Annotated in this window: 18 protein-coding genes and 1 pseudogene; 11 read left to right on the forward strand and 8 right to left on the reverse strand. The window is 50.4% G+C overall.

Annotated features, from left to right (window positions below; all coding sequences use genetic code 11):
• Positions 1-3: 3 nt before the first annotated feature.
• The 3 genes from uvrB (at position 4) to ACTHRH_RS06215 (ending at position 5,383) form a co-directional block, all read left to right on the forward strand.
• Positions 4-2,001 (forward strand): excinuclease ABC subunit UvrB, encoded by a 1,998-nt coding sequence (uvrB, locus tag ACTHRH_RS06205; protein WP_144934217.1) that lies wholly within the window; start codon positions 4-6, stop codon positions 1,999-2,001.
• 87 nt (positions 2,002-2,088) lie between these two features.
• Positions 2,089-4,974: an excinuclease ABC subunit UvrA gene (uvrA, locus tag ACTHRH_RS06210; protein ID WP_440414600.1), complete on the forward strand. Its 2,886-nt coding sequence runs from the start codon at positions 2,089-2,091 to the stop codon at positions 4,972-4,974.
• A 190-nt stretch (positions 4,975-5,164) separates the two neighbouring features.
• Positions 5,165-5,383, forward strand: coding sequence for a hypothetical protein (locus tag ACTHRH_RS06215; RefSeq protein ID WP_144934213.1), 219 nt, complete (start codon positions 5,165-5,167; stop codon positions 5,381-5,383).
• Positions 5,384-5,638: 255 nt separating this feature from the next.
• On the opposite strand, the gene ACTHRH_RS06220 is transcribed toward ACTHRH_RS06215, so the two are convergent.
• The 6 genes from ACTHRH_RS06220 to ACTHRH_RS06245 all read right to left on the reverse strand — a co-directional run bounded on the left by ACTHRH_RS06220 (position 5,639) and on the right by ACTHRH_RS06245 (position 13,597).
• Entirely contained in the window at positions 5,639-6,607 is a 969-nt protein-coding gene (locus ACTHRH_RS06220) for a sugar phosphate isomerase/epimerase family protein (RefSeq protein WP_440414603.1), read from the reverse strand.
• 151 nt (positions 6,608-6,758) lie between these two features.
• Positions 6,759-7,913 (reverse strand): MBOAT family O-acyltransferase, encoded by a 1,155-nt coding sequence (locus ACTHRH_RS06225; protein WP_440414605.1) that lies wholly within the window; start codon positions 7,911-7,913, stop codon positions 6,759-6,761.
• A 98-nt stretch (positions 7,914-8,011) separates the two neighbouring features.
• On the reverse strand, positions 8,012-8,944 hold the full coding sequence (locus tag ACTHRH_RS06230) for a hypothetical protein (RefSeq protein WP_379289215.1): 933 nt from the start codon (positions 8,942-8,944) through the stop codon (positions 8,012-8,014).
• A 14-nt stretch (positions 8,945-8,958) separates the two neighbouring features.
• Complete coding sequence (locus ACTHRH_RS06235; protein ID WP_144934205.1) at positions 8,959-10,158, reverse strand: aminoacyl--tRNA ligase-related protein; 1,200 nt, start codon at positions 10,156-10,158, stop codon at positions 8,959-8,961.
• Positions 10,159-10,163: 5 nt separating this feature from the next.
• Positions 10,164-10,415 carry an acyl carrier protein gene (locus tag ACTHRH_RS06240; RefSeq protein WP_144934203.1) on the reverse strand — a complete coding sequence of 84 codons (252 nt, stop codon included), beginning with the start codon at positions 10,413-10,415 and terminating at the stop codon, positions 10,164-10,166.
• 32 nt (positions 10,416-10,447) lie between these two features.
• Positions 10,448-13,597: an FG-GAP repeat domain-containing protein gene (locus tag ACTHRH_RS06245; protein ID WP_440414608.1), complete on the reverse strand. Its 3,150-nt coding sequence runs from the start codon at positions 13,595-13,597 to the stop codon at positions 10,448-10,450.
• Between the two features lie 231 nt (positions 13,598-13,828).
• On the opposite strand from ACTHRH_RS06245, the gene ACTHRH_RS06250 reads away from it, so the two are divergent.
• Positions 13,829-14,413 carry a hypothetical protein gene (locus tag ACTHRH_RS06250; protein WP_144934199.1) on the forward strand — a complete coding sequence of 195 codons (585 nt, stop codon included), beginning with the start codon at positions 13,829-13,831 and terminating at the stop codon, positions 14,411-14,413.
• A gap of 174 nt (positions 14,414-14,587) precedes the next feature.
• Here the strand turns inward: ACTHRH_RS06250 and ACTHRH_RS06255 are convergent, their stop codons facing one another.
• A complete protein-coding gene (locus ACTHRH_RS06255) occupies positions 14,588-14,980 on the reverse strand; it encodes a hypothetical protein (RefSeq protein ID WP_440414610.1) in 393 nt (130 codons plus the stop codon).
• 132 nt (positions 14,981-15,112) lie between these two features.
• Positions 15,113-15,340: a hypothetical protein gene (locus tag ACTHRH_RS06260; protein WP_144934195.1), complete on the reverse strand. Its 228-nt coding sequence runs from the start codon at positions 15,338-15,340 to the stop codon at positions 15,113-15,115.
• A 214-nt stretch (positions 15,341-15,554) separates the two neighbouring features.
• On the opposite strand from ACTHRH_RS06260, the gene ACTHRH_RS06265 reads away from it, so the two are divergent.
• From ACTHRH_RS06265 to ACTHRH_RS06295, 7 genes and pseudogenes are all read left to right on the forward strand, one after another.
• Positions 15,555-16,595, forward strand: coding sequence for an ABC transporter ATP-binding protein (locus ACTHRH_RS06265; protein ID WP_440414612.1), 1,041 nt, complete (start codon positions 15,555-15,557; stop codon positions 16,593-16,595).
• Positions 16,582-17,292, forward strand: a complete 711-nt coding sequence (locus tag ACTHRH_RS06270; RefSeq protein WP_440414614.1) for an ABC transporter permease — start codon at positions 16,582-16,584, stop codon at positions 17,290-17,292. Before ACTHRH_RS06265 ends, ACTHRH_RS06270 begins: the two co-directional genes overlap by 14 nt.
• Before the next feature lie 12 nt (positions 17,293-17,304).
• Complete coding sequence (locus ACTHRH_RS06275) at positions 17,305-18,702, forward strand: GldG family protein (RefSeq protein WP_144941764.1); 1,398 nt, start codon at positions 17,305-17,307, stop codon at positions 18,700-18,702.
• Positions 18,699-19,697, forward strand: coding sequence for a DUF4340 domain-containing protein (locus tag ACTHRH_RS06280; RefSeq protein ID WP_440414616.1), 999 nt, complete (start codon positions 18,699-18,701; stop codon positions 19,695-19,697). The genes ACTHRH_RS06275 and ACTHRH_RS06280 overlap by 4 nt, the downstream gene beginning before the upstream one ends.
• A gap of 471 nt (positions 19,698-20,168) precedes the next feature.
• Positions 20,169-20,297 (forward strand): MerR family transcriptional regulator, encoded by a 129-nt coding sequence (locus ACTHRH_RS06285; RefSeq protein ID WP_379289230.1) that lies wholly within the window; start codon positions 20,169-20,171, stop codon positions 20,295-20,297.
• A 71-nt stretch (positions 20,298-20,368) separates the two neighbouring features.
• Positions 20,369-20,484, forward strand: a pseudogene (locus tag ACTHRH_RS06290) (IS607 family transposase); the annotation flags it as partial.
• Positions 20,444-21,556 (forward strand): RNA-guided endonuclease InsQ/TnpB family protein, encoded by a 1,113-nt coding sequence (locus tag ACTHRH_RS06295; RefSeq protein ID WP_440414618.1) that lies wholly within the window; start codon positions 20,444-20,446, stop codon positions 21,554-21,556. The pseudogene ACTHRH_RS06290 and the gene ACTHRH_RS06295, both read left to right, overlap by 41 nt.
• Positions 21,557-21,651: the final 95 nt, after the last annotated feature.

The raw sequence follows: 21,651 nt of genomic DNA on the forward strand, positions 1-21,651 counted from the left end.
CTTATGAGCGATCTCATATTAAGCAATAAGAAATTTGAGCTGGTCTCCGACTTCCAGCCGCAGGGGGACCAGCCGCAGGCCATTGAGAAGATTGTGCAAAGCATTCAGAGCGGGAGAAGACATCAGACCCTGCTCGGAGCGACCGGAACCGGTAAGACGTTTACCGCGGCTCAGGTTATTGCGCGGTTGAACCGGCCGACTCTGGTCATTGCCCATAACAAGACTTTAGCGGCACAGCTTTGCAGTGAATTCAAGGAATTCTTCCCGAACAATGCCGTAGAATATTTCGTAAGCTACTACGATTACTATCAACCAGAGGCTTATATTCCCTCTTCCGATACTTATATTGAGAAGGATTCGAGCATCAACGACGAAATTGATAAGCTTCGGCACTCTGCTACAAGTGCGCTGTTCGAACGGCGTGACGTCATTATCGTGGCGAGCGTGTCGTGTATTTATGGACTCGGTTCTCCAATGGAGTACCGGGATCTTTTGCTTTCCTTAAGAGTAGGAATGGAGCTGCCGAGAAATCAGATATTGCACAGGCTGGTGGATATCCAGTATCAGCGCAACGATATCAATTTTGTCCGCGGCACCTTCCGGGTTCGCGGGGATGTGGTCGAGATTTTCCCGGCCTCGCGCAGCGAGCATGCGGTGCGGGTAGAGCTCTTCGGGGACGAGATTGAACGGATTACCGAGATTGATGTGCTTACGGGCGAAATTCTCGGCGAGAGAGAACATATCGCGATCTTCCCGGCTTCTCACTTTGTCACGCACGAGGATACGATGAAGCGGGCGCTAGTTGATATTGAACGGGAGCTGGAGGAGCGGCTGGCCGAGTTTCGTAGTCAAGGCAAGCTACTCGAGGCGCAGAGACTTGAACAAAGAACCCGCTACGATATCGAAATGATGCAGGAGATGGGCTTCTGCTCGGGAATCGAGAACTATTCCGGGCCGCTTACGTTCCGCGAGCGGGGAGCGACGCCGTATACGCTGTTTGATTATTTCCCGGAGGATATGCTGGTGGTAGTCGATGAGTCCCATGTCACCCTCCCGCAAATTCGTGGAATGTATAACGGAGACAGAGCCCGGAAGGAAGTACTGGTGGAGCACGGCTTTAGGCTGCCGTCGGCGCTGGACAACCGCCCGCTCCGTTTTGAGGAATTCGAGAGCAAGGTTAAACAGGCGCTGTACATTTCGGCGACTCCGGGTCCTTATGAGATCGAGCACTGCCCGGAAATGATCGAGCAAATTATCCGTCCTACCGGATTGCTCGACCCGATCATTGAGGTAAGGCCAACCGAGGGTCAAATTGACGATTTAATCGAAGAGATCCAGGAGAGAATTCGGAAGGACGAGAGAGTGCTCGTAACGACCTTGACCAAGAAAATGGCCGAGGATTTGACTGATTATTTGAAGGAAATCGGGATTAAGGTTCGCTATCTGCACTCCGACATCAAGACGCTTGAGCGGATGCAGATCTTGCGGGATCTGCGGGTCGGAACATTCCACGTGCTGGTAGGTATTAATCTGCTGAGGGAAGGCCTTGACTTGCCGGAGGTCTCGCTGGTTGCTATTCTGGATGCCGACAAGGAAGGGTTTCTGCGTGCGGAGCGTTCCCTGATCCAGACGATCGGCCGTGCTGCCCGGAACTCGGAAGGCAAGGTTATCATGTACGCGGATAAATATACGGACTCGATGACTAAAGCAATCCAGGAGACCGAACGCCGCCGCGCGATTCAGATCGCCTATAATGAGCGTCACGGAATCACTCCACAGACCATCCAGAAGAAGGTCCGCGAAGTGATTGAGGCAACGAAGGTAGCCGAGCAGAAAGCCGATTATCTGGCCGAGGTAAGGGCCGACAAGATGTCGAAGAAGGACCGCGCGGCACTGATTGAGCGGCTGGAAGCGGAAATGAAGGAAGCCGCCAAGAGTTTGCAGTTCGAACGGGCAGCAGAGCTGCGGGATGCCATTCTGGAACTGAAGGCTCAATCCTGATACGATTTACCCGCCTGAGGTTAGTGAAAGAAATAGCCAATGTGTTTTGATATAGTGGAGAGGGCATTCCTTAAGAGGAGGATTCACATGGCAAGTGATCATATCGTCATTAAAGGGGCGCGAGCCCATAATTTAAAAAATATCGATGTCACCATTCCGAGAGATCGGTTCGTAGTTCTGACCGGGTTAAGCGGCTCAGGCAAATCCTCTCTCGCCTTCGACACGATCTATGCGGAGGGACAGAGAAGATATGTCGAGTCTCTGTCCGCCTACGCCAGACAATTTCTCGGACAAATGGATAAGCCGGATGTCGATTCCATTGACGGACTATCTCCTGCGATTTCAATCGATCAGAAGACGACGAGCCGGAATCCTCGCTCTACCGTAGGGACCGTAACGGAGATTTATGACTATTTGCGTCTGTTGTTTGCCCGTATCGGCCGTCCACATTGCCCTGTGCATGGGGTTGAGATTACGGCGCAAACCATTGAGCACATGGTGGACCGGATTATGGACTATCCGGAACGGACCCGATTGCAAATCTTAGCCCCTCTCGTTTCCGGGAGAAAGGGAGAGCATGTAAAGCTGCTCTCGGATGTTCAGAAGCAAGGATTCGTCCGTGTTCGTGTAAACGGAGAGATCAGGGAACTCTCCGAGAAGATCGAGCTGGAGAAGAACAAGAAGCATTCTATTGAAGTGGTGGTCGACCGCATTGTCGTCAAGGAGGGGGTAGAAACCCGCCTCGCTGACTCGTTGGAGACGGCACTTAAGTTGGCGGATGGCCGAGTGCTGGTCGATATTATAGATCAGGAGGAGCTGCTGTTCAGCCAGAACCTGGCCTGCCCCGAATGCGGGTTCAGCATGGAGGAGCTCGCTCCGCGCATGTTCTCCTTCAACAGTCCGTTCGGCGCTTGTCCGGAATGTGACGGTCTCGGCAACCAAATGATCGTAGACCCGGACCTGCTTGTCCCCGATCCTTCGAAATCGATTGAGGATGGGGCGTTTGCCGCATGGGCGGGGAGCACTTCGAATTATTACCCGCAATTTTTGGCCGCCGTATGCGAGCACTTTAATATACCAAGAGAGGTTCCGGTATCCGAATTAACCGATGAACAGATGAAGATCATTCTCCACGGCACGAATGGAGAGAGAGTTCGTTTTCGCTATGAGAATGAGTTTGGAAGGTCGAAGGAAGCGCTGGTTCCCTTCGAGGGGATTATACACAATCTGGAGAGAAGATATCGGGAAACCGCATCCGACGGAATCCGCGAGCATATAGAATCCTATATGAGCGCCAAGCCATGCAGCAAGTGTAAAGGGGACCGCCTTAAGCCGGAGTCTCTGGCGGTAACCATCAACGGCAAGAATATAGCTTATGCGACTCAACTCTCGGTCGGTGAAGCGCAGCAGTTTTTTAGCGATTTGAAATTAAGCGAGAAAGAACAGACGATCTCCAACTTGATTCTGAAGGAAATCAATTCCCGGTTGGGCTTTCTCGTTAATGTCGGGCTGGATTACCTGACATTAAGCCGGTCGGCAGGAACCTTGTCCGGCGGAGAAGCCCAACGGATCCGGCTGGCTACCCAAATCGGGTCCAGTCTTATGGGGGTGCTGTATATTCTGGATGAGCCCAGCATCGGTCTCCATCAACGGGATAACGACCGCCTCATTAAGACACTGGAGCATATGCGGAATCTGGGAAATACGTTAATTGTTGTCGAGCATGACGAGGATACTATGCTGGCCGCCGACTATATTATCGATATAGGTCCGGGAGCGGGTATTCATGGCGGACAGGTTGTGGCTCAAGGAACGCCTGAGGAAGTGATGAAGGATGCGAAGTCCCTGACGGGCCAATATTTAAGCGGCCGCAGATTCATTCCGGTACCTCTGGAACGCAGGAAGCCCAATGGCAAGTGGCTCGAGGTCAAAGGCGCTAAAGAGAACAATCTGCGAAGCGTTAACTTAAAGGTTCCGCTTGGTACTTTCACCTGCATAACAGGAGTTTCCGGCTCCGGGAAGAGCACTCTCATTAATGAAATTCTGTATAAAGCCTTAGCCAGAGATTTAAACGGCGCCAAAGTAAGGCCAGGTTATTTTAAAGAGATCAAGGGACTTGAGCACGTCGAGAAGGTCATCGACATTGACCAATCTCCGATTGGCCGGACCCCCCGTTCCAATCCGGCGACATATACCGGTGTCTTTGACGATATTCGGGATGTATTCGCCGCGACAACGGAAGCTAAGGTTCGTGGATACAAGAAGGGGCGGTTCAGCTTTAACGTCAAGGGAGGACGCTGTGAAGCCTGCCGTGGAGACGGGATAATCAAGATTGAAATGCACTTCCTTCCGGATGTTTACGTTCCTTGTGAAGTGTGCAAAGGCAAGAGATACAACCGGGAAACCCTGGAGATTAAATATAAGGGGAAGAATATTGCCGAGATTCTGGAATTGACTATCGAGGATGCCTGCGAGTTCTTCAGAAATATTCCCCGAATTCATCGCAAGATTCAAACCTTGCTTGATGTAGGACTGGGCTATATGAAATTAGGCCAGCCTGCGACAACCTTGTCGGGCGGAGAAGCCCAGCGGGTGAAGCTGGCTGCGGAGCTGTACCGGAGGAACACCGGCAAATCCATCTATATCTTGGACGAACCTACGACTGGCCTTCATATCCACGATATCGACCGTCTGCTCAAAGTCCTTCACCGATTGGTGGACAACGGGGAATCGGTCATTGTCATCGAGCATAATCTCGATGTCATCAAGACGGCGGACTATATTATTGACCTGGGGCCGGAGGGAGGTAACCGCGGAGGGACGATAATTGCTCAAGGGACGCCGGAGCAGGTTGTGAAATCAGAGCAGTCGTATACCGGGAAGTATTTGAAGCCTATTTTGGAGCGGGATAGAAAACGCACAGAGGAAGCTTCCACTGAACCTTATCTGGAAAAAGAGGATGCGATCGTATAATCCGACCTTCAAGAGACTAAACCGTAAAGCCTGTATGAGATCTGTGCACTTTTGGTTATAAAGGATAGGAGTGCCATAGATCGATTATAATAAAGGTGACAATGTTGTTACAGTTCAAATAAAGGACTTGCAACATTGCTTCTCAGAAGATAACATAAGATAAGATAAGGTATGATAAGGAGGACTATCGATGTTTCTGGCAGAAGGGGCGGAAGCGGCTGCACAATCCACCAGCACATTTACTTTTTTTGATATTTTTGTCTTGATCATAACGGTTATTATTGCTATCGGTCTTGTGAGACTGCTGGCAGCACCACGCAAGAATTTATTCGCTATCGGATTCACAGTTATCAGCTTAGGCGTGTTTGTATTCATGGACATCGTTATGATTAAAGGCTGGATGGGCTGATGCCCGCTTTTCATCCAGCGGCAATGAACACATAGAAGAACCCTTTAATCTTTACAGATTAGAGGGTTCTTTATTTAAATATAAGAAAGTATAAGTTTCACCTTATACCTGATCTTATATTTCATCGGTAAACGCGCCCGTCCAAAGGACGGCGATAGTCGTTTATCCTTGATAGACAATATGGGTTGCTTGCAAAAGTAGAGTAAGAGAGCCCGCTCGCTTTACCTCGAGAGCCTCATAATAGATCTGCTCTCTTTACACCCACCACATCTCCGTTAACGGCTCCTTGATAAGCACCTGTTGAAGGTTTTGCACAGCTTTGGTAAAGCCTTCATCGATCGACATCAGGCCATCCTCATGTTCGATGCTGACAACATAATCGTAGTTGACCAGACGAAGAGCGCTGATAATGTCTGCCCAGGTTTTCAGATCGTGGCCGAAACCGACGGTGCGGAATTGCCATGCCCGATCCAGCATCCGGGTATAGGATTGCATATCGGTAACTCCGTGCATATTGACGTTGTTCGTATCCATCGAAGTATCCTTCGCATGGAAATGGTGGATCGCTCCGGCTTTGCCGAGAATAAGAACCGCCTGCACCGGGTCAATTCCTTGCCACCACATATGGCTGGGGTCGAGGTTGGCTCCAATCGCTTCCCCTGCAGCCTCCCTAAGACGGAGCATCGTAGCCGGAGTATGTACGGAGAAACCGCCGTGCAGCTCCAAGCCGATCTTCACATTCCGTTCAGAGGCGAATTTACCAACCTCCGTCCAGTAAGGAATGACTTTATTTTCCCACTGCCACTTCAAAATTTCCTGATAATCGTTAGGCCAAGGGGCGACCGGCCAATTCGGGTATTTTGCATCCTCGTGGTCTCCCGGACAGCCGGAGAAGGTGTTGACTACGGGGACCTCCAGCTTTTCGGCAAGTTGAATCGTTTTCGTTATCAGTTCTTGGGCTTCCTTGGCCACCGGCTTCTGAGGATGAAGCGGATTCGAATGGCAGCTCAGGGCACTGATTATTAATCCCCGCGATTCTACGGCCTGCTTGAATTGCTTAAGCTTGGCTGCATCGTTAAGCAGAACATCAGGATCGCAGTGGCTGTTACCCGGATAGCCGCCGGTTCCGATCTCGACCGCATCCAATCCTTTGGACGCAATGTAATCCAGGGCTTCTTCCAATGGCTTCTGCGAAAATAGTACTGTAAAAACTCCCAATTTCATACTGGGCACCTCCCGTGATAATGTGAAGCTGAAACAAGGATTCCGCTGATACCATAAGTAGCTGGCGAAACTACCCGGTGCATAGAATCCTCTATCGTCTAAGGTGTTTACAGGTTGGGGCAAATCAAATTCATTATATCATCCTCCTCTGTCAAAAAGAAGGAAAGGAAAGAAGACCCTTGTAGATTTTCATTACGATGTCGATGTTTCCGGAATAAACGATGACCGAGATGGCGACCAATATTTGAGTGCAGACCACACGGAAATAATAGTAGGTTTTCGAGGACTTCTTCTTGTTAACCAGGGACAAGCCGAACAGGTTTTCCAACGCCATCAGGCCGCCATGGTAGAGTCCGTATAGAAAGTAAGGCCAAGTATAACCGTGCCAAAGTCCGATCAGCGTCATAATTAACAGGGACAAGTAGGCGCCGGTCCACTTGGAGATCGCTTTGCGTGAGAAGAACATGAAGATATGCTCTCGAAACCAATCCCCCAAGGATGCGTGCCAGTTGCGCCAAAACTGCGTCATGGATGGAGACAGGAACGGCTTCTTGAAGTTTTCCGGAATTTGATAGCCGAGCAGTCGTCCGAAGCCGATGGCGATGTCCGAGTACCCCGAGAAGTCGACGTAGATCAACAGATAGAACCAGAACAGCAGGAAGATGGAATGGTAGAACAATAGTTCCTGTCCCGCTATATAATCAAAGACGGTTCTCATGTAAAAGGCGACGACGACCGCTTTGAACAAGCCGAGAATAATCCGCTTGACGGACGACTCGATTAACGCCGAATCCACCGTGTAAGGCTTCTTGCTGTCTGCAATAAAATCGCGGAATCGCAGAATCGGGCCGGAAGTGAAGGTGGGGATAAACAGAATAAAATTGGCGTAATCCAGAGCCGGAACTTGCCCATCCCTGCGGAAAAAATAGGCGAAGTAATAAGCGTCGATTACCTTCAGCACATTATAAACCAGTCCGATCGTGACAATCAGATTGGCTATCGGATGCTCCAGCCAACCATATTCCATAAACCGGGTCAGCGACACTATACCGATGTTGGCGGCAATGAATCCGATGAACCAGGCCAAACGGGCGAAGGTAACCCGGCACAGCAAAGAATAGCCCAGATAATTCAGAACCGTATAAGCGGCATAGAACAAAAAAAGCTTGTAGTTGAACACAAGCAAAAAGCCACAATTAAACAGAAGGAGCAAAATGCGTTTGTTATCCTTCCATAGGCGGGTCAGCAGCAGGGCAGCAATCATGCCGGCCAACCCCATCATCGAGTATATATTAAAGTAAAACATACTTTACGGCTCCCTCGCGATCAGCTAAAACCCTTCATAGATAAAGACGCCCTTCCCGCTAAAATGGATGATGACCAGGACGAGCATAGCCAGATAGATCAGGATTTCGGCGGTTTTTCGAAGGAAAGAAGCCATTGGTCCACCTCCTTGGTAAAGAGAGGAGCTCCCTGCTCACGGTTAATATGAACCAGATCATGGAAATACTGCGGCTCGAAGCTATTCAGCAGATCCAACACAGGAACTTGATGCTCGGCCAGAATCCGGTCCACTTCCTTCTTCAGCTCCGGCATATATCCGGGAAGGGGGTATTCGGGATTATACGGCATCCAGATGACCTTCAATTCTAGCTGTTGTTTATCGGCGTAATTCATTACCCATTCCAAAGCGTTAAGGTTTTGCTGGAAGTCAGGCATCCTCATATAATTAAATTTCTGCTCGTATTTCTCCCAATCCGCCTGCTTGCTGCCGGGCCCTTCTGCCGGCTTGATTCCGTAATACAGCATCTTGTCGTTCCAGGCCCAATACTCGAACATCTCCTCCGGCTTCCGCTCGCGGAGCGAGGTCACCATCTGCTTCAGCATGCCGATCCCGGCCTCCTTGAAATAGTCCCGGTACTCGTAAAGGTAGGGCTGATACTTCTTCGAATTCCAGGGATAGGTCGGATCGGTTTCCAGCCGGTCCAGCATCGTATGAACGTCGATACCGATGACAAGCTCGTCTTCGAAAGTATACAACGAACGCTCGATAATTTGCTGCAGATCGGTTATTTTTCCGTAAGACAGGCCCATCTCCACGAGGGGATAGCCGGCCTGATCCTCGATATAGGCTCCGGTCACCGCCGAATTGCCGAAGAAAACCCGGCCGGACGTTTCCCAGTTATGCTGGGACAAGGTTTTAGTAAAATCATTCTTGCGGAATCGAAGCGAATTCGTTAACGGATCCCAGCGAGCGACCAGCCAATCCGTCAGCAGGAAGGCGGCGAGCAGTCCAAGAATGAACCCGTTTTTTCTAAGGAACGAAAGGACTCTCACGTCAGTTCATCTCACTATAATGATTTTTCTTTCCAGGCTTCATATTGCTCGCGGAAGCGTGCCGGCCATCCGGATTCCTCAAGCCCGAACTGGGAGAGAAAGGCGAACACCCAGCGCTCTATGCCGAAACCGACGCATCCCGTTACCGCGTTGCGCTTGCCGACCTTAATATTAAAGGCGCTGCCGAAGGTATTGCTGTGGAAGTTGACCGAGCTGCATGCGATCGACTTGTTTAAATAAGGAATGGTGAGCCGAAGCTCATACTTCATTTCCTGATTGCGCTGGAAGGAGGCTTTCACTTGAAAATCGTTCGTGAAGAAAGGATCGTTAGCGACCTCGAGGTAGCTGTCAACCTCCCACTCCCGGGCCAAATCCTGAATATATTCCAGGGACTTCAAGCGATTCTCCTTGACGTAGTCCGGTTTGCCGACGAATACAATCTCCCTCATGCTGAAATCCAGAAGCCTTCCGAAATCGGTATGGTTCCTGGATTCGAACCGGTGACACTTCGATATGGCTGTAACCGCCAATCCGTCTCCTTCGATGGTTTCTCCTTGAAGCCCTTCATAGCAGTGATAGCAGGTGGACGGATTCATAGCGAACCTGGGCTTGGGCATATTAGCATCCAACGCGAGCGGGGCATCCTGCTTCCACCCGCCGGCTTCGCGAACCGATTGGGAGAAGCCTTCAATAACATCCAGGTCTTCACGCAGGTGGGTCAGAAAATGAATATGCTCCGGAAAGGAGGTAAAGTGGTTCGTCTTATTCAGAGTATCGCAATGAATAACGGCCGGGTAAGATTCCTCCGTGACACCGAACGGCTTCGCCACCTTCGTCACAAAGGCATAGTCCATAAATCTCATCAAACTGGAGAAGGGCTCGCGGAAGATAAACAAGCCGGGCTCCAGCACCTTGATCGTCTTGGCCTGGACAAGCTCTGCGATGATATCTCCGTTGTAAGGAAGAGGACCGCGGTTTTCGAACAGGCGGTTTTCCTTGAAGCCGAAGTCCCCTTTCGAGAAACGCTCGATCAACCGCTCCAGCCGCTCGGCAATCACATCATTACCAAGCGGAGAGTGGTGTACAAGAAGCAGCTCTTGACGAGCCTCGTCCAGACGAATTTCTTCAATATGCTCATCTACAAAAGCGGAAGCGTATTTTAGCTGTCCGTACTGGCCCGGGTCTAACCGTTTCAGTGATACGATGCATTCCATTTCGCTCACCCCGCTAGTTTATTGTGGATAAATTCGGCAATTTCATTAATGGTGTTCAAAGGGTACAGCATCAGGTCTTGATTGGTCACTTCGATTCCGTATTTTTTCTCAATATGGGCAATAAGAGCGGTAGCCCCGATCGAGTCGATGAACCCGTAGTCGAATAGATGAACATCAACCGTAAACTCATCGTCGTCCGGATCGATTTCATAGCGTTCGCGAATATGCTCTTCCAAGTGGCGGACGATTTCTTCCATATCAGTTCCTCCTGATTAATAAGAATGGGTTCTTACTCCCACCGAACGATGATCTCAGAGGCATCACCGTATCGGGTAATGGTATAAGTATGTGCTTCAGCATCTTCTTCCAGCTTCAAATCGTTTCCTTCGAACTGTACGGGCACAGGGCTGTACAGCTTGAATTGCTGCATTCCGGCCTCCAGCAGCTTGATGGTCCATTGCTTCTCTCCTTTGTCGATCTGAAGGGGAACATTGGCCCGAATCAGATGGACCGGGTCGCTCTCCCAACTGATCTGAAGCTTGGTCGGCCGGCTCAGCCCGGTGTAGAGGGTGCCGTCCTTGCTGTAGAAAATATCGGAATCGACCTTCAGCGGATGTCCCGCCAACGACGAGCCGGATTCAATCCGGACCCCGAGCGTATCCCGGTAAGCCCCGGCCTGAGACGGGATTCCGGAAGAATCGGCCGTGATTTGCAGCGTTCGGTGAACGCCCTTGCCGAGAGTATCCTTGATCCGGTCCAGCAGGTACATTCCCCACGATTGGCGAACCTCCACCCGGGCCGTCAACGTCGCGAGGAAGGAGCGGGCCATCTGCGGCTCGGAGACGAAATTATAATCGTGCTCGGTCCGAACCCGATCGAAATATTGGACGAATTTCTCGAAATTCGCTTTCTTTCCTTCGAAGTACTCAATATGCTCCATATAGTTGATCGGCATGTCCAACTGAATAATCGATTGATAGATATCCAGAGTAGAGGACGCCGAGCTGCTATCGTAGATGGGAGAAGGTGTATACAGCACCATCGGATGCTTCAGCTCCGGATCCATCAACAGGAAAGGCACTCCCCACATATAGTCGAGATACGAGCGGGGATCGCTGGGCACGAAGGAAGGCCTGAATCCGAAATTAAACCAGATGTCCTGATGGTTCTCGTTGCGCAGCGTCTGCAGCCTGTCCGGATGGTTAATTCTCCAGGTATGCTGGTTGGTCCCGGTATCTGTCCACGGAATGCCGAGCTTGTCGAAAGCTTTGCGGTGCAGCTCGAGCTCCAGCTTCTCCTGTTCATCGCTAATAAAATTATGAAAGAACACGTGCGGATACAGTTCTAAATGATTTTCCCGGGCATATTGTAAAAACTGCTGCAGCTCATCGGCGTATGGAAAATCGGGATCGTCGATGGTCACCGGAATACCGAATTCCACTTGGCCGACGAGCAGATCGTCTATGCCGTCTCCGTTAATATCATACCATAGTGGTACGGAATTATGGCCTCCGACCAAGGCGTGATTGCCGGCCGGATTCAGCTTGTCGCCGACCAGTGGTCCTTGGGCGGTCCAATGATCTCCATCACGAACGAACAGCTTGATGTCTCCTTCATTGCTGCCGACCAGCAGGTCCAGCCGGCCGTCGCCGCTCATATCGCGGAGCGCAGGCGCCGCGAACCGGCCGACCGCGCTCACGAGCACCTCGCCGCGCTCGAACCGCAGCGGCTCTCCGGCGATGCCGCGATACCGGCGGACGTCACCGTTCCCATCCCCGACAACCAGGTCGGGGATGCCGTCACCGTCGACGTCCCCCCAGGCCGGCGCCGCGTAGGACGCGACGACGAGCGGGGCGCCGCCTGCCATCACCGGCGTGGGCGGTGCGAAAGTGCCGTTTCCTTGGTTCAAGGAAACGAACACCGCACCGTGCTCATCGCCGATGAGCAGGTCGGGGCGCCCGTCGCCGTCGACGTCCGCCGCGGCGATCGCGGCATAGCCGGAGGCGCGGAGCGGTTCGCCGCTTGGCGTGAGCAGCGGCTCCGGCGCGCCGAAGACGGCGGGCGGCTCAAGCCCCGGCGGCAGCGGCTGGTAGTCGTAAGCGTCCGGGTTCATCCCTTCGTTGGGATACCGGTAGATGAACCCGTCGGCGCTGCCGACCAGCAGGTCCGCCCGCCCGCTGCCGTCAAGGTCGGCGAAGGCCGGATACGCGCGGTAAGGAAGCTCGATCGGCTCCGAAAGCTGGACATATTTCGGGTATTGGGCGAGCTTCAACGGCTTGCCTTCGCTCAATAGCTTCGCTCCGCTCCCGTAGAAGGAGTTCACGTATTCTCCGATGAACTCTGGCTTCTCCTGGGTGCCCTTATTGATGTGAATATTGATAGATTCCCACCATTGCCCCCAATCATAGGAGCCGCGAACGACCGAGAACGAAGGAAGCATGTTGTACTGCTTAAGCATTTCCGTCCATTGAATAGCCTCGAGATCGCGGAAAGCGGGCAGCGCTTCGTAATGGTTCTGGAAGGCCATGGCCGGGCGCCCGTACGGTCCCAATACTTTAGTGATGGAGTAGCCGTACTTTTCCTTACTTATATAAGAAAGAAATTGTCCCCGAAGCTCGTAATTGGCCGCGGCGAACGAGAACTGAAAATAGGGCTCCACGGGAAGCCGGTAGCGGTTGAAATAGGCGGTCCCGTCCTCCGTCGAAGGGCCGTTATATTGTGCGGCCAACTGCTCGAATCCGGCTTGCGGATCCATGCCGCTCTGCAGATCGAAGCCGGTAATGAAATACCGGTTCGGCAGGAAAGCGCTGGTCAGCAGGACCGAGCCTTGATCCACATGATTCAGCGTCATGACCGGAACCTCATTCAAGGTTACGATCGTCTCCGCAGTGCTTGGAACGAGGCCGTATCCCCAGGCAAAGCCGGGAAGCCTGTCCATTCCGGAATGATTCAGGAAATTATCCGCGTATAAGCGGAACACCGTCTGCATCCCGCGGATAGATTCCGTCACCTCAGGATATTGGAACTGCGGGGCGGTATTCTCGGGAAGCTCGACCAACTGCTCCGCACCCAGGAACTCTGGCGGAAACTCTGCGGCAAACCCGTTCTCCAGAAACAGGTGGCCTCCCTGACGGACATAATCCATTAACGCTTCCTTCTTGGCTTGCAGAGATTCCGATTTTAACAAATGAACATCTAAATAAATAGCATCAAATTTAGCTAACTGTTTGGAGCTTAGGTCCGATAACCCGCGCTGCTCCACCCGGACATTCGCAGCTAGCGTCTGTTCGAAATTACCCCAGGCGGACAAATCCGTATCGCTGCCGTTTGTCGCATACAGCAGACGGACCTCCTCCACGCGATTAATAAAAAAAAGAGCGGCAATGAGGATGACCAGAACACTGCCGACAACTGCAATGATTCGTAAAAAGGATTTCACGGGAGTTTCCTCCGTCTCTAAAATGTCACAAGTCATTATAGCATTTTTCGCGAACATTGTTAACAAACGTCGAATAGAGGCGGTAACGGATGAGAGGAAGAACAATGGGGGAATAATGACAATAAACTTTGTAACATTTTCGTAATAGGTGGAACGAAATCCATCCTGCTGCCGTCTATATTAGTAACATGGCAGGGAGTTTGAAAGGAAGTCATAAGGGGGCTTATTGAAATGAAAAAGATGGTCGCGTCTGTCGCAATCATGTCGGCATTGATTATATCGTCAATCGGAGCAGCCAAGGCGGCCGGATGGATGGAAGCATATCGTCCTTATCCGGCGGTAATCGGAGCCCTGGGCGTTGAGGCGGGAGAAACGATCGGGGTTGTTAACAACCTGCCCCAAGCGGTCAACAGAATGCCGTCTGACCGGATCGCATCCGAAGCCCCCTTTAATATAGCAGGACCGGACGACCTTAAGAAGATGGTACAGCTCGGCATGGCCAGAGAAGAAGTTCAGAAGCGGCTGGGACCGGCTTACGCCGAATTTTCCAACAATCTGGACGGTACACCGGTCTCAAGGTATGATCTGGTTCACGGAGCCCTGCTTTCGCCGGACGGTTCAACGATTAATGGGGATGAGGTCGATATAGAAGGGCTGAAGAAAGGTGCACTGCAAGCCCAGTTGTATATAAATTGGAATGCGGAGGGAACCCGGGTCAGCCGGTTTACGGTGTTTTATTCCGACAATGACCGGGCGGTAGTAGAATATCGCGTATTCTCGGATGGGCAGATCAGAGAGATGAAGATTTCCGGGTAAATGGCTGCAGGTTGAGCATTGAAGGACTAAGTTGTGCCATTGTAATTCGGTGATCTGAGAAGCTTGACGGGAAGATTTCGAGCGGCCACGTGTAATATCAGGGCCATGAGAATACAAAAACACGCTAACTGTTCAGGCAGCAGCGTGTTTATAATGCCCGATAGCCGGACAAGTCTAGTTTTTCTTCGTAAATAATTGTTTATCGAAAAAGACGAGAAAAGCGAATAACAGCATTCCGATCAGAAGAATCGTCCCTCCGCCGATGAATAATCCGGTTGTGAAGCCGTTGTAAGCTTTGTTGTACAGCAGCATGCCCAGGGGCAGCAGCATGGCGCCGAGCATGGAAAGTATGGCCTGGACCTTAGCCAGCTTGAGCTTCTGCGGCTCGGGAAAAACATAATAGAAAATTCCATATGCAAATAACGACAGCCATCCTACCACAAGAATATGCGAATGCACCGGAATAAAAGAATAGTCCTTACGCCCGGCCATGTCCGATCCGAGTAAGGCTCCCATAACGGAAAAAACCACCGCCACGCGAATCAGCCACTTACTGTAAGTTATCATCGCTTGATCGACTCCATTTCCATATAGCTCGTGTCTATATCTATCCGTATTCTCGGTCTCAATATTTCCAAGCGGAGCGCGTCTCTTTCGATTCGCTGTCATCCTTATATCAGGTCCAATACCCTGACCCTATCATTCAATGCGGAAATCGCATTCTTCCCTCAAATAATATTCCTTGCTGTTTCGGGCGTCGGCAAAGCGAATGACGACGCAGTCCGGAGTGATCTTCTCAATAATCCCCCCCTCATCCAATAAAGCATATATGTCATCCGCTGTTTTAGTCCACACGGATACTTTGCGTTGAAGCAGAGCTGCTGCAAACAATTCCATGTCTGTAGTCAGCGATTTAAAACTGTACATTGCGGTCACCTCTAACTCATTAGTTCGCCAAGAGTCGATCAGTTCCTTCCGTGCTCCGTAAAAGTTGCGAAAAAATATTTATGAGCTTTGACACAAAATTGACACATCTTTTTAAGCTTAGATTTAGGAGAAATTAAGGTTTGTTTATTGTTCTCCTTTTATATTCGGTTTGTAATTGCTCGAAGGAAGTTCAAATGACAGGGGAGGGTTACTGGTGCTCGAAGTAAATCGGGTTAGCAAGATATATGAAAATCGCAGAGGTGTCCATGAAATAGATTTTACGATGAGCCGGGGAGAAATCGTCGGATTCCTGGGGCCTAACGGAGCAGGCAAAACGACCACGATGAGGATGATCACCGGTTACTTGAATCCGACTTCAGGAAGCATTCGAATCGACGGGCAATCCATGGCGGACCATCCCAGGAAGGTTAGACGTAAAATCGGATATTTGCCGGAGACACCCCCCCTTTACCCGGAAATGTCCGTGGCTGCTTACTTGAAATTTGTAGCCGATCTGCGGGAAATCCCCCGTCAGGAGCAGAAATCCCGGATCGGCGAGGTGGTAGACAAACTGGGATTGCAGGGCAGAGAGAAGCAAATCATTCGCAGCCTGTCCAAGGGCTACAAGCAGCGTGTCGGATTGGCGCAAGCCATTTTGCATAAGCCGGACCTGCTTATTTTGGATGAACCGACTTCGGGTCTGGATCCCAATCAAATTATTGAGATTCGCGAATTAATCCGTGAATTGGGGGAGAACCATACGGTGCTGCTGAGCACCCACATTCTGCCGGAAGTGAATGCGATCTGCAACCGGGTGCTGATTATCAATCAAGGCAAGGTCGTGCTTGATGATCGGCCCGACCAGATCGCTCACTCGATGGGACAAGCCTTCCAAGTAAAGCTGGAGATAAGAGGGCCGCTTGATCGCGTTAGAGAAGAATTGGAACGGATGGAAGAAGTGGAATCGGTGCAAGTCATCAACGATAAGGCCGCCGGGGAAGAACAGGAGGTCGCGGTTCAACTCCTGGTTTCCTCCAGAGATCGCGAGGATATTCGGGAAGGGCTCTTCTTCCGGATGGCCGCTCTGGGTTATCCCATTGTAGAGATGCGCAGAGAAAGCTTGAGTCTGGAAGATATTTTCGTCAAGCTTACAACCGAGGAAGGCGGTTCGGGCGAGAATGCCGGCGATCAGATCGGCCGGACAGAGGATGCGCCGGAATCGGAGTCGGAGGTGAATGACAATGAGAAAAATTAGTGCCATTTGCCGTAAGGAGCTGCAAATGTATTTTTATTCACCTACCGCTTATGTAGCGTTTGCGTTTTATTTTCTGGTCAGCGGTCTGATGTTCAGTCTGGATTTCCTTAGTTTCCCGATTGTGGACGTAAGGCCTTTGTTAGGCAGCCTTCTCATTGTCTACTTGTTCACTGTTCCGCTCTTGACCATGAGACTGGTTTCCGATGAGCTGCGGCAGGGAACGGATGAGCTTCTCCTTACTTCTCCGGCCTCCGTATGGGAAATTGTACTGGGCAAATATGCGGCCGCTTTGACCGTGCAGCTGGTTCTCGTGGTCGGTGCGCTGATCTATCCTCTTATTCTGTCTGCCTTTGGAGACTTGGATCAGCCGGTACTATGGCTAACCTATTTAAGCCTGTTCCTGTTGGGGGCAGCCATGATGGCTGTCGGACTGTTCGCTTCCACCTTGTCCTCTCATCAAATGGTGGCGGGGATTATCGGGTTCGCGATGCTCCTCGGTCTATGGATGATCGATTGGATCGGAGAAAGCTTGTTCTATTCCACCAAGGAATGGTTCGGCCTCTTCTCCATCGTCGGCCGGCTGTCCAATTTCAATAAAGGGGTTTTGGACTGGGCGGATGTGCTGTTTTACGTGACCTTGGCTGCCGTATTCATAGTATTGAGCGTACAAGCGTTGGAAAGAAAGCGCTGGAGATAAGGGGGAAGAACCGTGAAAAACAACTGGATTAAAGGGACCAATGCGACTGTTCTGTCTCTGGCCGTAGTCGGCCTGTTCATCTTGCTCACGATCTTCCTTCACTCGATTAATGGATTGCAATGGGATTTGACGGAAAATAAAAAGTTTACGTTATCGGATCAGACGGTCACGACGCTTAAAGGGCTGGATAAACCGGTTCATGCGGTAGCTTTTACTTCCCAGGACCCTTATATGGACCGGCAGGTGGAGGATCTGCTGCAGGAATATCAGAAGAGAAGCAGCCAATTTACTTATGAAATCATTGATCCCGTGAAGCAGCCGGCGATCGCACAGCAATACAAGATTAACCAATATGGTACAATTGTATTCGAAAGCGGCGGCCAGACGAAGAATGTATACAGTCATGAGCTGTTCGGCTACGGATCGACGCAAGGCTCTTACGCGTTCAGCGGGGAGGAGAAATTCACCCAGGCTCTGGTCAGTCTGTCTTCCGATGAGAAAAGGAAGCTTTACTTCTTGACGGGGCACGGAGAAATGACGAGCAAGCAGCTTCCATCGTTTGTTTCCAGCCTGCAAGGGGAAGGCTACGAGATTCAAGATTTGAATCTGGTGCAGGAGGCGCAAGTTCCTGAAGATGCGGATTCCATCTTTGTTCTCTCGCCGCAATCCGATCTGTCCGAGGCGGAGAAAAATCTGCTTAAGCCTTATGCGGAAGGAGAAGGTCGGCTCCTGATCACTTTGGACCTTGCGCAAAACATGGAGCAATGGGCCAACTGGAACGATCTTCTGGGGACCTATGGGGTCACCAACGAGCATGCTTTGATCATAGAATCAAAACAGACTCTAATAAGTGATCCGTTCACAATTGTCCCTCAATACCAGTATCATACGATTGTCGATAAGCTGAAAAATGAAAACCGGATTGCCGTCTTCCCGGGCGCCATAGGGTTAAGCATCGATGCTTCTAACGAAAAGTGGAGCTCGACGGCTCTGCTGAAAACATCGGATAAAGCTTATGGCAAAACAGATTTGGGGCTATTCGCGTCAGGCCAGATTCGGATGGAAGACCTGAACAAAACGGATGCTGACTTGAACGGCCCCATCGATTTGGCTTATGCTATCGAAAATAGTGAAGGCCAGCCGCGGGCGGTTATTATTGGAAACGGGGTCTTCTTGTCCGATTCATTGCTGAACCAGCAGGGGAACCGGGACTTCATCCTGAACAGCGTCGGTTGGTTGAACGAGCAGGAGAGCTCCGTTACGATCCGGCCCCGTGAAGAAGCACAGCTTCAGCAGGCATTCATTACGGCTTCTCAGGCCAACACGATTTTCATAGGGACGGTAGTTGTTATTCCGCTTCTGTTCCTGGTAAGCGGCGGATTGATCTGGTGGAGGAGGAGACGGGGATGAAGAAGTTTATTCCGACGCTGGTGCTGGTTATCCTATGTATATCCGGGTTCTGGTATGCGTCCTCTCAAAACTGGTTTAAAGAGCCGGAGGACAATAAAACGAAAGAACTGGTTTCCATAGCGGCAGATGACGTGAAAGAGATCAAGATCAGCTCTCCGGAAGGCGAGACGGTCCGGCTTGTTAAAAGTGATGGCGGCTGGACCATGAGTGAGCCGATGGGATATCCGGTTAACCGGTTTACGGTGGAAAATTGGCTTTCAACATTTACATTGCTCCCCTATAACGAAATGGTTGAAGAGAATGCGGAGGATCTAAAGCCGTTTGGCTTTGAATCCCCCGCTCGTCAATTCGAAGTATCGCTCAAGGACGGATCGGTTATCACTGTTGTGGTAGGCAGCGAGCTTCCGGTAGGAGATGGATATTACGCCAAATTGGGAGACTCTAACGCCGTCTATTCGCTGGCCGGAACTTCGGTGCAGGGCTTGGATAAGCAAACGCTGGACTTTTTGGATAAGAAGGTTTTTAAAGCCGAGTACAATAAAATCAATCATCTTTCGTTCACTTGGAAAGGGGAAAGCTGGCAGTTGGATAAGCTGGAGCCGGACAAGACCGCCTATGAATCGAAATGGAGCCTGAATGGGCAGGAATTAGAGGCTAATGCCGGAAGTGCGGTGTTGGACAAACTCACCTTGATTGCTACGTCTCAATTACCCTTGCAGGCAGGCAGTCTCCAACTGGAAACACCTGAGCTGAGGGTGGAGCTTAAGGAAGGAAAGGGCGAGGAAGAGAAGACAATCCGCTTCGTCGGCCAGGTAAAGGATGATCAATTCCTGGTTGTCAGAGAAGGCGATGAATGGGCTTATTCTATTAATGAGGCGGATTTGAAAGCGTTAATGGATAATGTCGAGCAAGCCCGGGCTTCAGCGGCGGAAGCAGCCAGCGGGGAGAGCACGGATGAAACTCCGGCGGAGCCGGCAGAAGGGAACAAGGAATGAAGTGATGATGAATCCGGGTGATTTACCCGGTTTTTTTTCTTTTTATCATGCAGACGAGAAATTAAGGGGCGGACAAGTTTGCGCTATCAATGGAATTTCTTGTTTTAAACGATCAAGGGGGAGTCAAGGGCAAGGTTACGTTTGACTATTTTCAAAATGACTTGATTGGGTTAGTTACCGACTTCTAATTAGGACTGAAAAAGAAAAAATAGTACTATTTTTAGGAAAAAGCATGTCAGAAGGAGTCATCGGGTTGAGAACGTTTGTTCCGGATAGTATAATGTTCTAAGAACGATTTGACACTCCCCGGACGCTGGAATAGACTGAGGAAGAGTAGATTAGGACAGCGGATTTTGACGTTGCCGCGAGGGATAACAACAGCTAATCAATGTCTATTAATCTTTAGTATACTCTATAACAAATGCTCTAATGTTTTAATGCTATAGAGGTGATGTAATAAAGCTGTACGGAATTGGCGACTTTTCGAAGATGATTGGCGTTACGCAGCAAACTTTGAGGATATGGGACAAGGATAAACGGCTATCGCCGTCCTTAGGACGGGCGCGTTTACCGATGAAATATAAGAACAGGTATAGATGAAAACTTATACTTTCTTATATTTTAAAAAAGGAAAGCTAAAACCCCATCATGTTAGCGCCAGTGGATACAGCGTCACCGTATTTAGTTGTCAATTGCAAGGGAACGAGCGAACAAAGCGAGAAAGATGCTCAAGGAGTTGATGGAAGATGATTCTTGCGAAAAAAGTCAGAATCAAACCGACTCCTGATCAGGAACAAGCGTTATGGCGTTCGGCCGGGGCGGCTAGGTGGGTATACAATTGGACGCTGGCTCGTCAGGAAGAAAACTATCGGAATGGCAGCAAGTTTATTCCTGGTGGGGAGCTGCGAAAAGAATTGACGAAGCTGAAGCAGACGGAAGAATATGCGTGGCTGAACGATATATCTGCCCAGACAACGAAACAAGCCGTCAAAGACGCATGTGATGCCTACAAGAAGATGTTCAAAGGACAATCCGGGAAACCGAAGTTCAAAAGCAGAAAACATTCAAAACCAGCATTTTATAGCAGATATGACCGATTTAAAGCAGATGGAAACACGGTCTATCTGGAAAAGATCGGCTGGATACAAACCAGTGAACCGATTCCTCAATCAGGAGCATATAGCAACCCGCGAGTATCCTTTGACGGCAAGTATTGGTATGTGTCTATTGGTATCAGGCACGAGCAAGAGAAGTCCGAACTGACGGACGAGGTGATCGGTATTGACGTAGGCATTAAGGAATTGGCGGTATGCAGTAACGGAATGGTGTTCAAGAACATCAACAAGTCTGCCGCCGTAAGAAAGGTGGAGAAACGCTTGCGTCGGTTGCAGCGCAAGGTTTCCCGCAAATACGAGATGAACAAGGAGGGAAACCGTTTCGTCAAGACACGCAACATTGTAAAAGTCGAAAAGTCGATTCGTTTGCTTCATCGGAGATTAACGAATATCCGCACCAATCACATTCACCAAACGACGAGCGCGATAGCGAAAACCAAGCCAAGCGCTGTAGTGATGGAAGACTTAAATGTGAGCGGAATGATGAAGAACCGCCACTTGAGCAAGGCGATTGCCGGACAGAAGCTGCACGAGTTCATCCGGCAGATGAAATACAAGTGCGAGAAGATCGGCGCGAAATTTATTCAAGCCGCCAAATGGTTCCCTTCATCGAAAATGTGCTCATGTTGTGGTCAGATCAAGCCAAACCTGAAACTATCTGATCGCACCTATGAATGCACTTGCGGACATGTGATCGACCGCGACTTGAACGCGGCGATCAACCTATCTAAATTGGCGGTCTGACACGTATCTCGTCATCGCCAATATGTAGGATTCGTTGCATCCGAATTTACGCCTGTGGAGTGTCATACCAAACGCGAGTAGTTCCGGCAAAAGCG

Origin of the sequence: Paenibacillus sp. SAFN-117 (assembly GCF_051966115.1) — a bacterium.
Taxonomy (GTDB): Bacteria; Bacillota; Bacilli; order Paenibacillales; family NBRC-103111; genus Paenibacillus_L; species Paenibacillus_L residui.

What these genes read in the sequence shown, in the direction of transcription:
- ACTHRH_RS06250 (WP_144934199.1), top strand. Translation starts at nt 13,829, where the DNA reads ATGAAAAAGATGGTCGCGTCTGTCGCAATCATGTCGGCATTGATTATA.
- ACTHRH_RS06235 (WP_144934205.1), bottom strand. Translation starts at nt 10,158, where the DNA reads ATGGAATGCATCGTATCACTGAAACGGTTAGACCCGGGCCAGTACGGA.
- ACTHRH_RS06220 (WP_440414603.1), bottom strand. Translation starts at nt 6,607, where the DNA reads ATGAAATTGGGAGTTTTTACAGTACTATTTTCGCAGAAGCCATTGGAA.
- ACTHRH_RS06255 (WP_440414610.1), bottom strand. Translation starts at nt 14,980, where the DNA reads ATGATAACTTACAGTAAGTGGCTGATTCGCGTGGCGGTGGTTTTTTCC.
- uvrB (WP_144934217.1), top strand. Translation starts at nt 4, where the DNA reads ATGAGCGATCTCATATTAAGCAATAAGAAATTTGAGCTGGTCTCCGAC.
- ACTHRH_RS06260 (WP_144934195.1), bottom strand. Translation starts at nt 15,340, where the DNA reads ATGTACAGTTTTAAATCGCTGACTACAGACATGGAATTGTTTGCAGCA.
- ACTHRH_RS06280 (WP_440414616.1), top strand. Translation starts at nt 18,699, where the DNA reads ATGAAGAAGTTTATTCCGACGCTGGTGCTGGTTATCCTATGTATATCC.
- ACTHRH_RS06215 (WP_144934213.1), top strand. Translation starts at nt 5,165, where the DNA reads ATGTTTCTGGCAGAAGGGGCGGAAGCGGCTGCACAATCCACCAGCACA.
- ACTHRH_RS06240 (WP_144934203.1), bottom strand. Translation starts at nt 10,415, where the DNA reads ATGGAAGAAATCGTCCGCCACTTGGAAGAGCATATTCGCGAACGCTAT.
- ACTHRH_RS06225 (WP_440414605.1), bottom strand. Translation starts at nt 7,913, where the DNA reads ATGTTTTACTTTAATATATACTCGATGATGGGGTTGGCCGGCATGATT.
- ACTHRH_RS06295 (WP_440414618.1), top strand. Translation starts at nt 20,444, where the DNA reads ATGATTCTTGCGAAAAAAGTCAGAATCAAACCGACTCCTGATCAGGAA.
- uvrA (WP_440414600.1), top strand. Translation starts at nt 2,089, where the DNA reads ATGGCAAGTGATCATATCGTCATTAAAGGGGCGCGAGCCCATAATTTA.
- ACTHRH_RS06270 (WP_440414614.1), top strand. Translation starts at nt 16,582, where the DNA reads ATGAGAAAAATTAGTGCCATTTGCCGTAAGGAGCTGCAAATGTATTTT.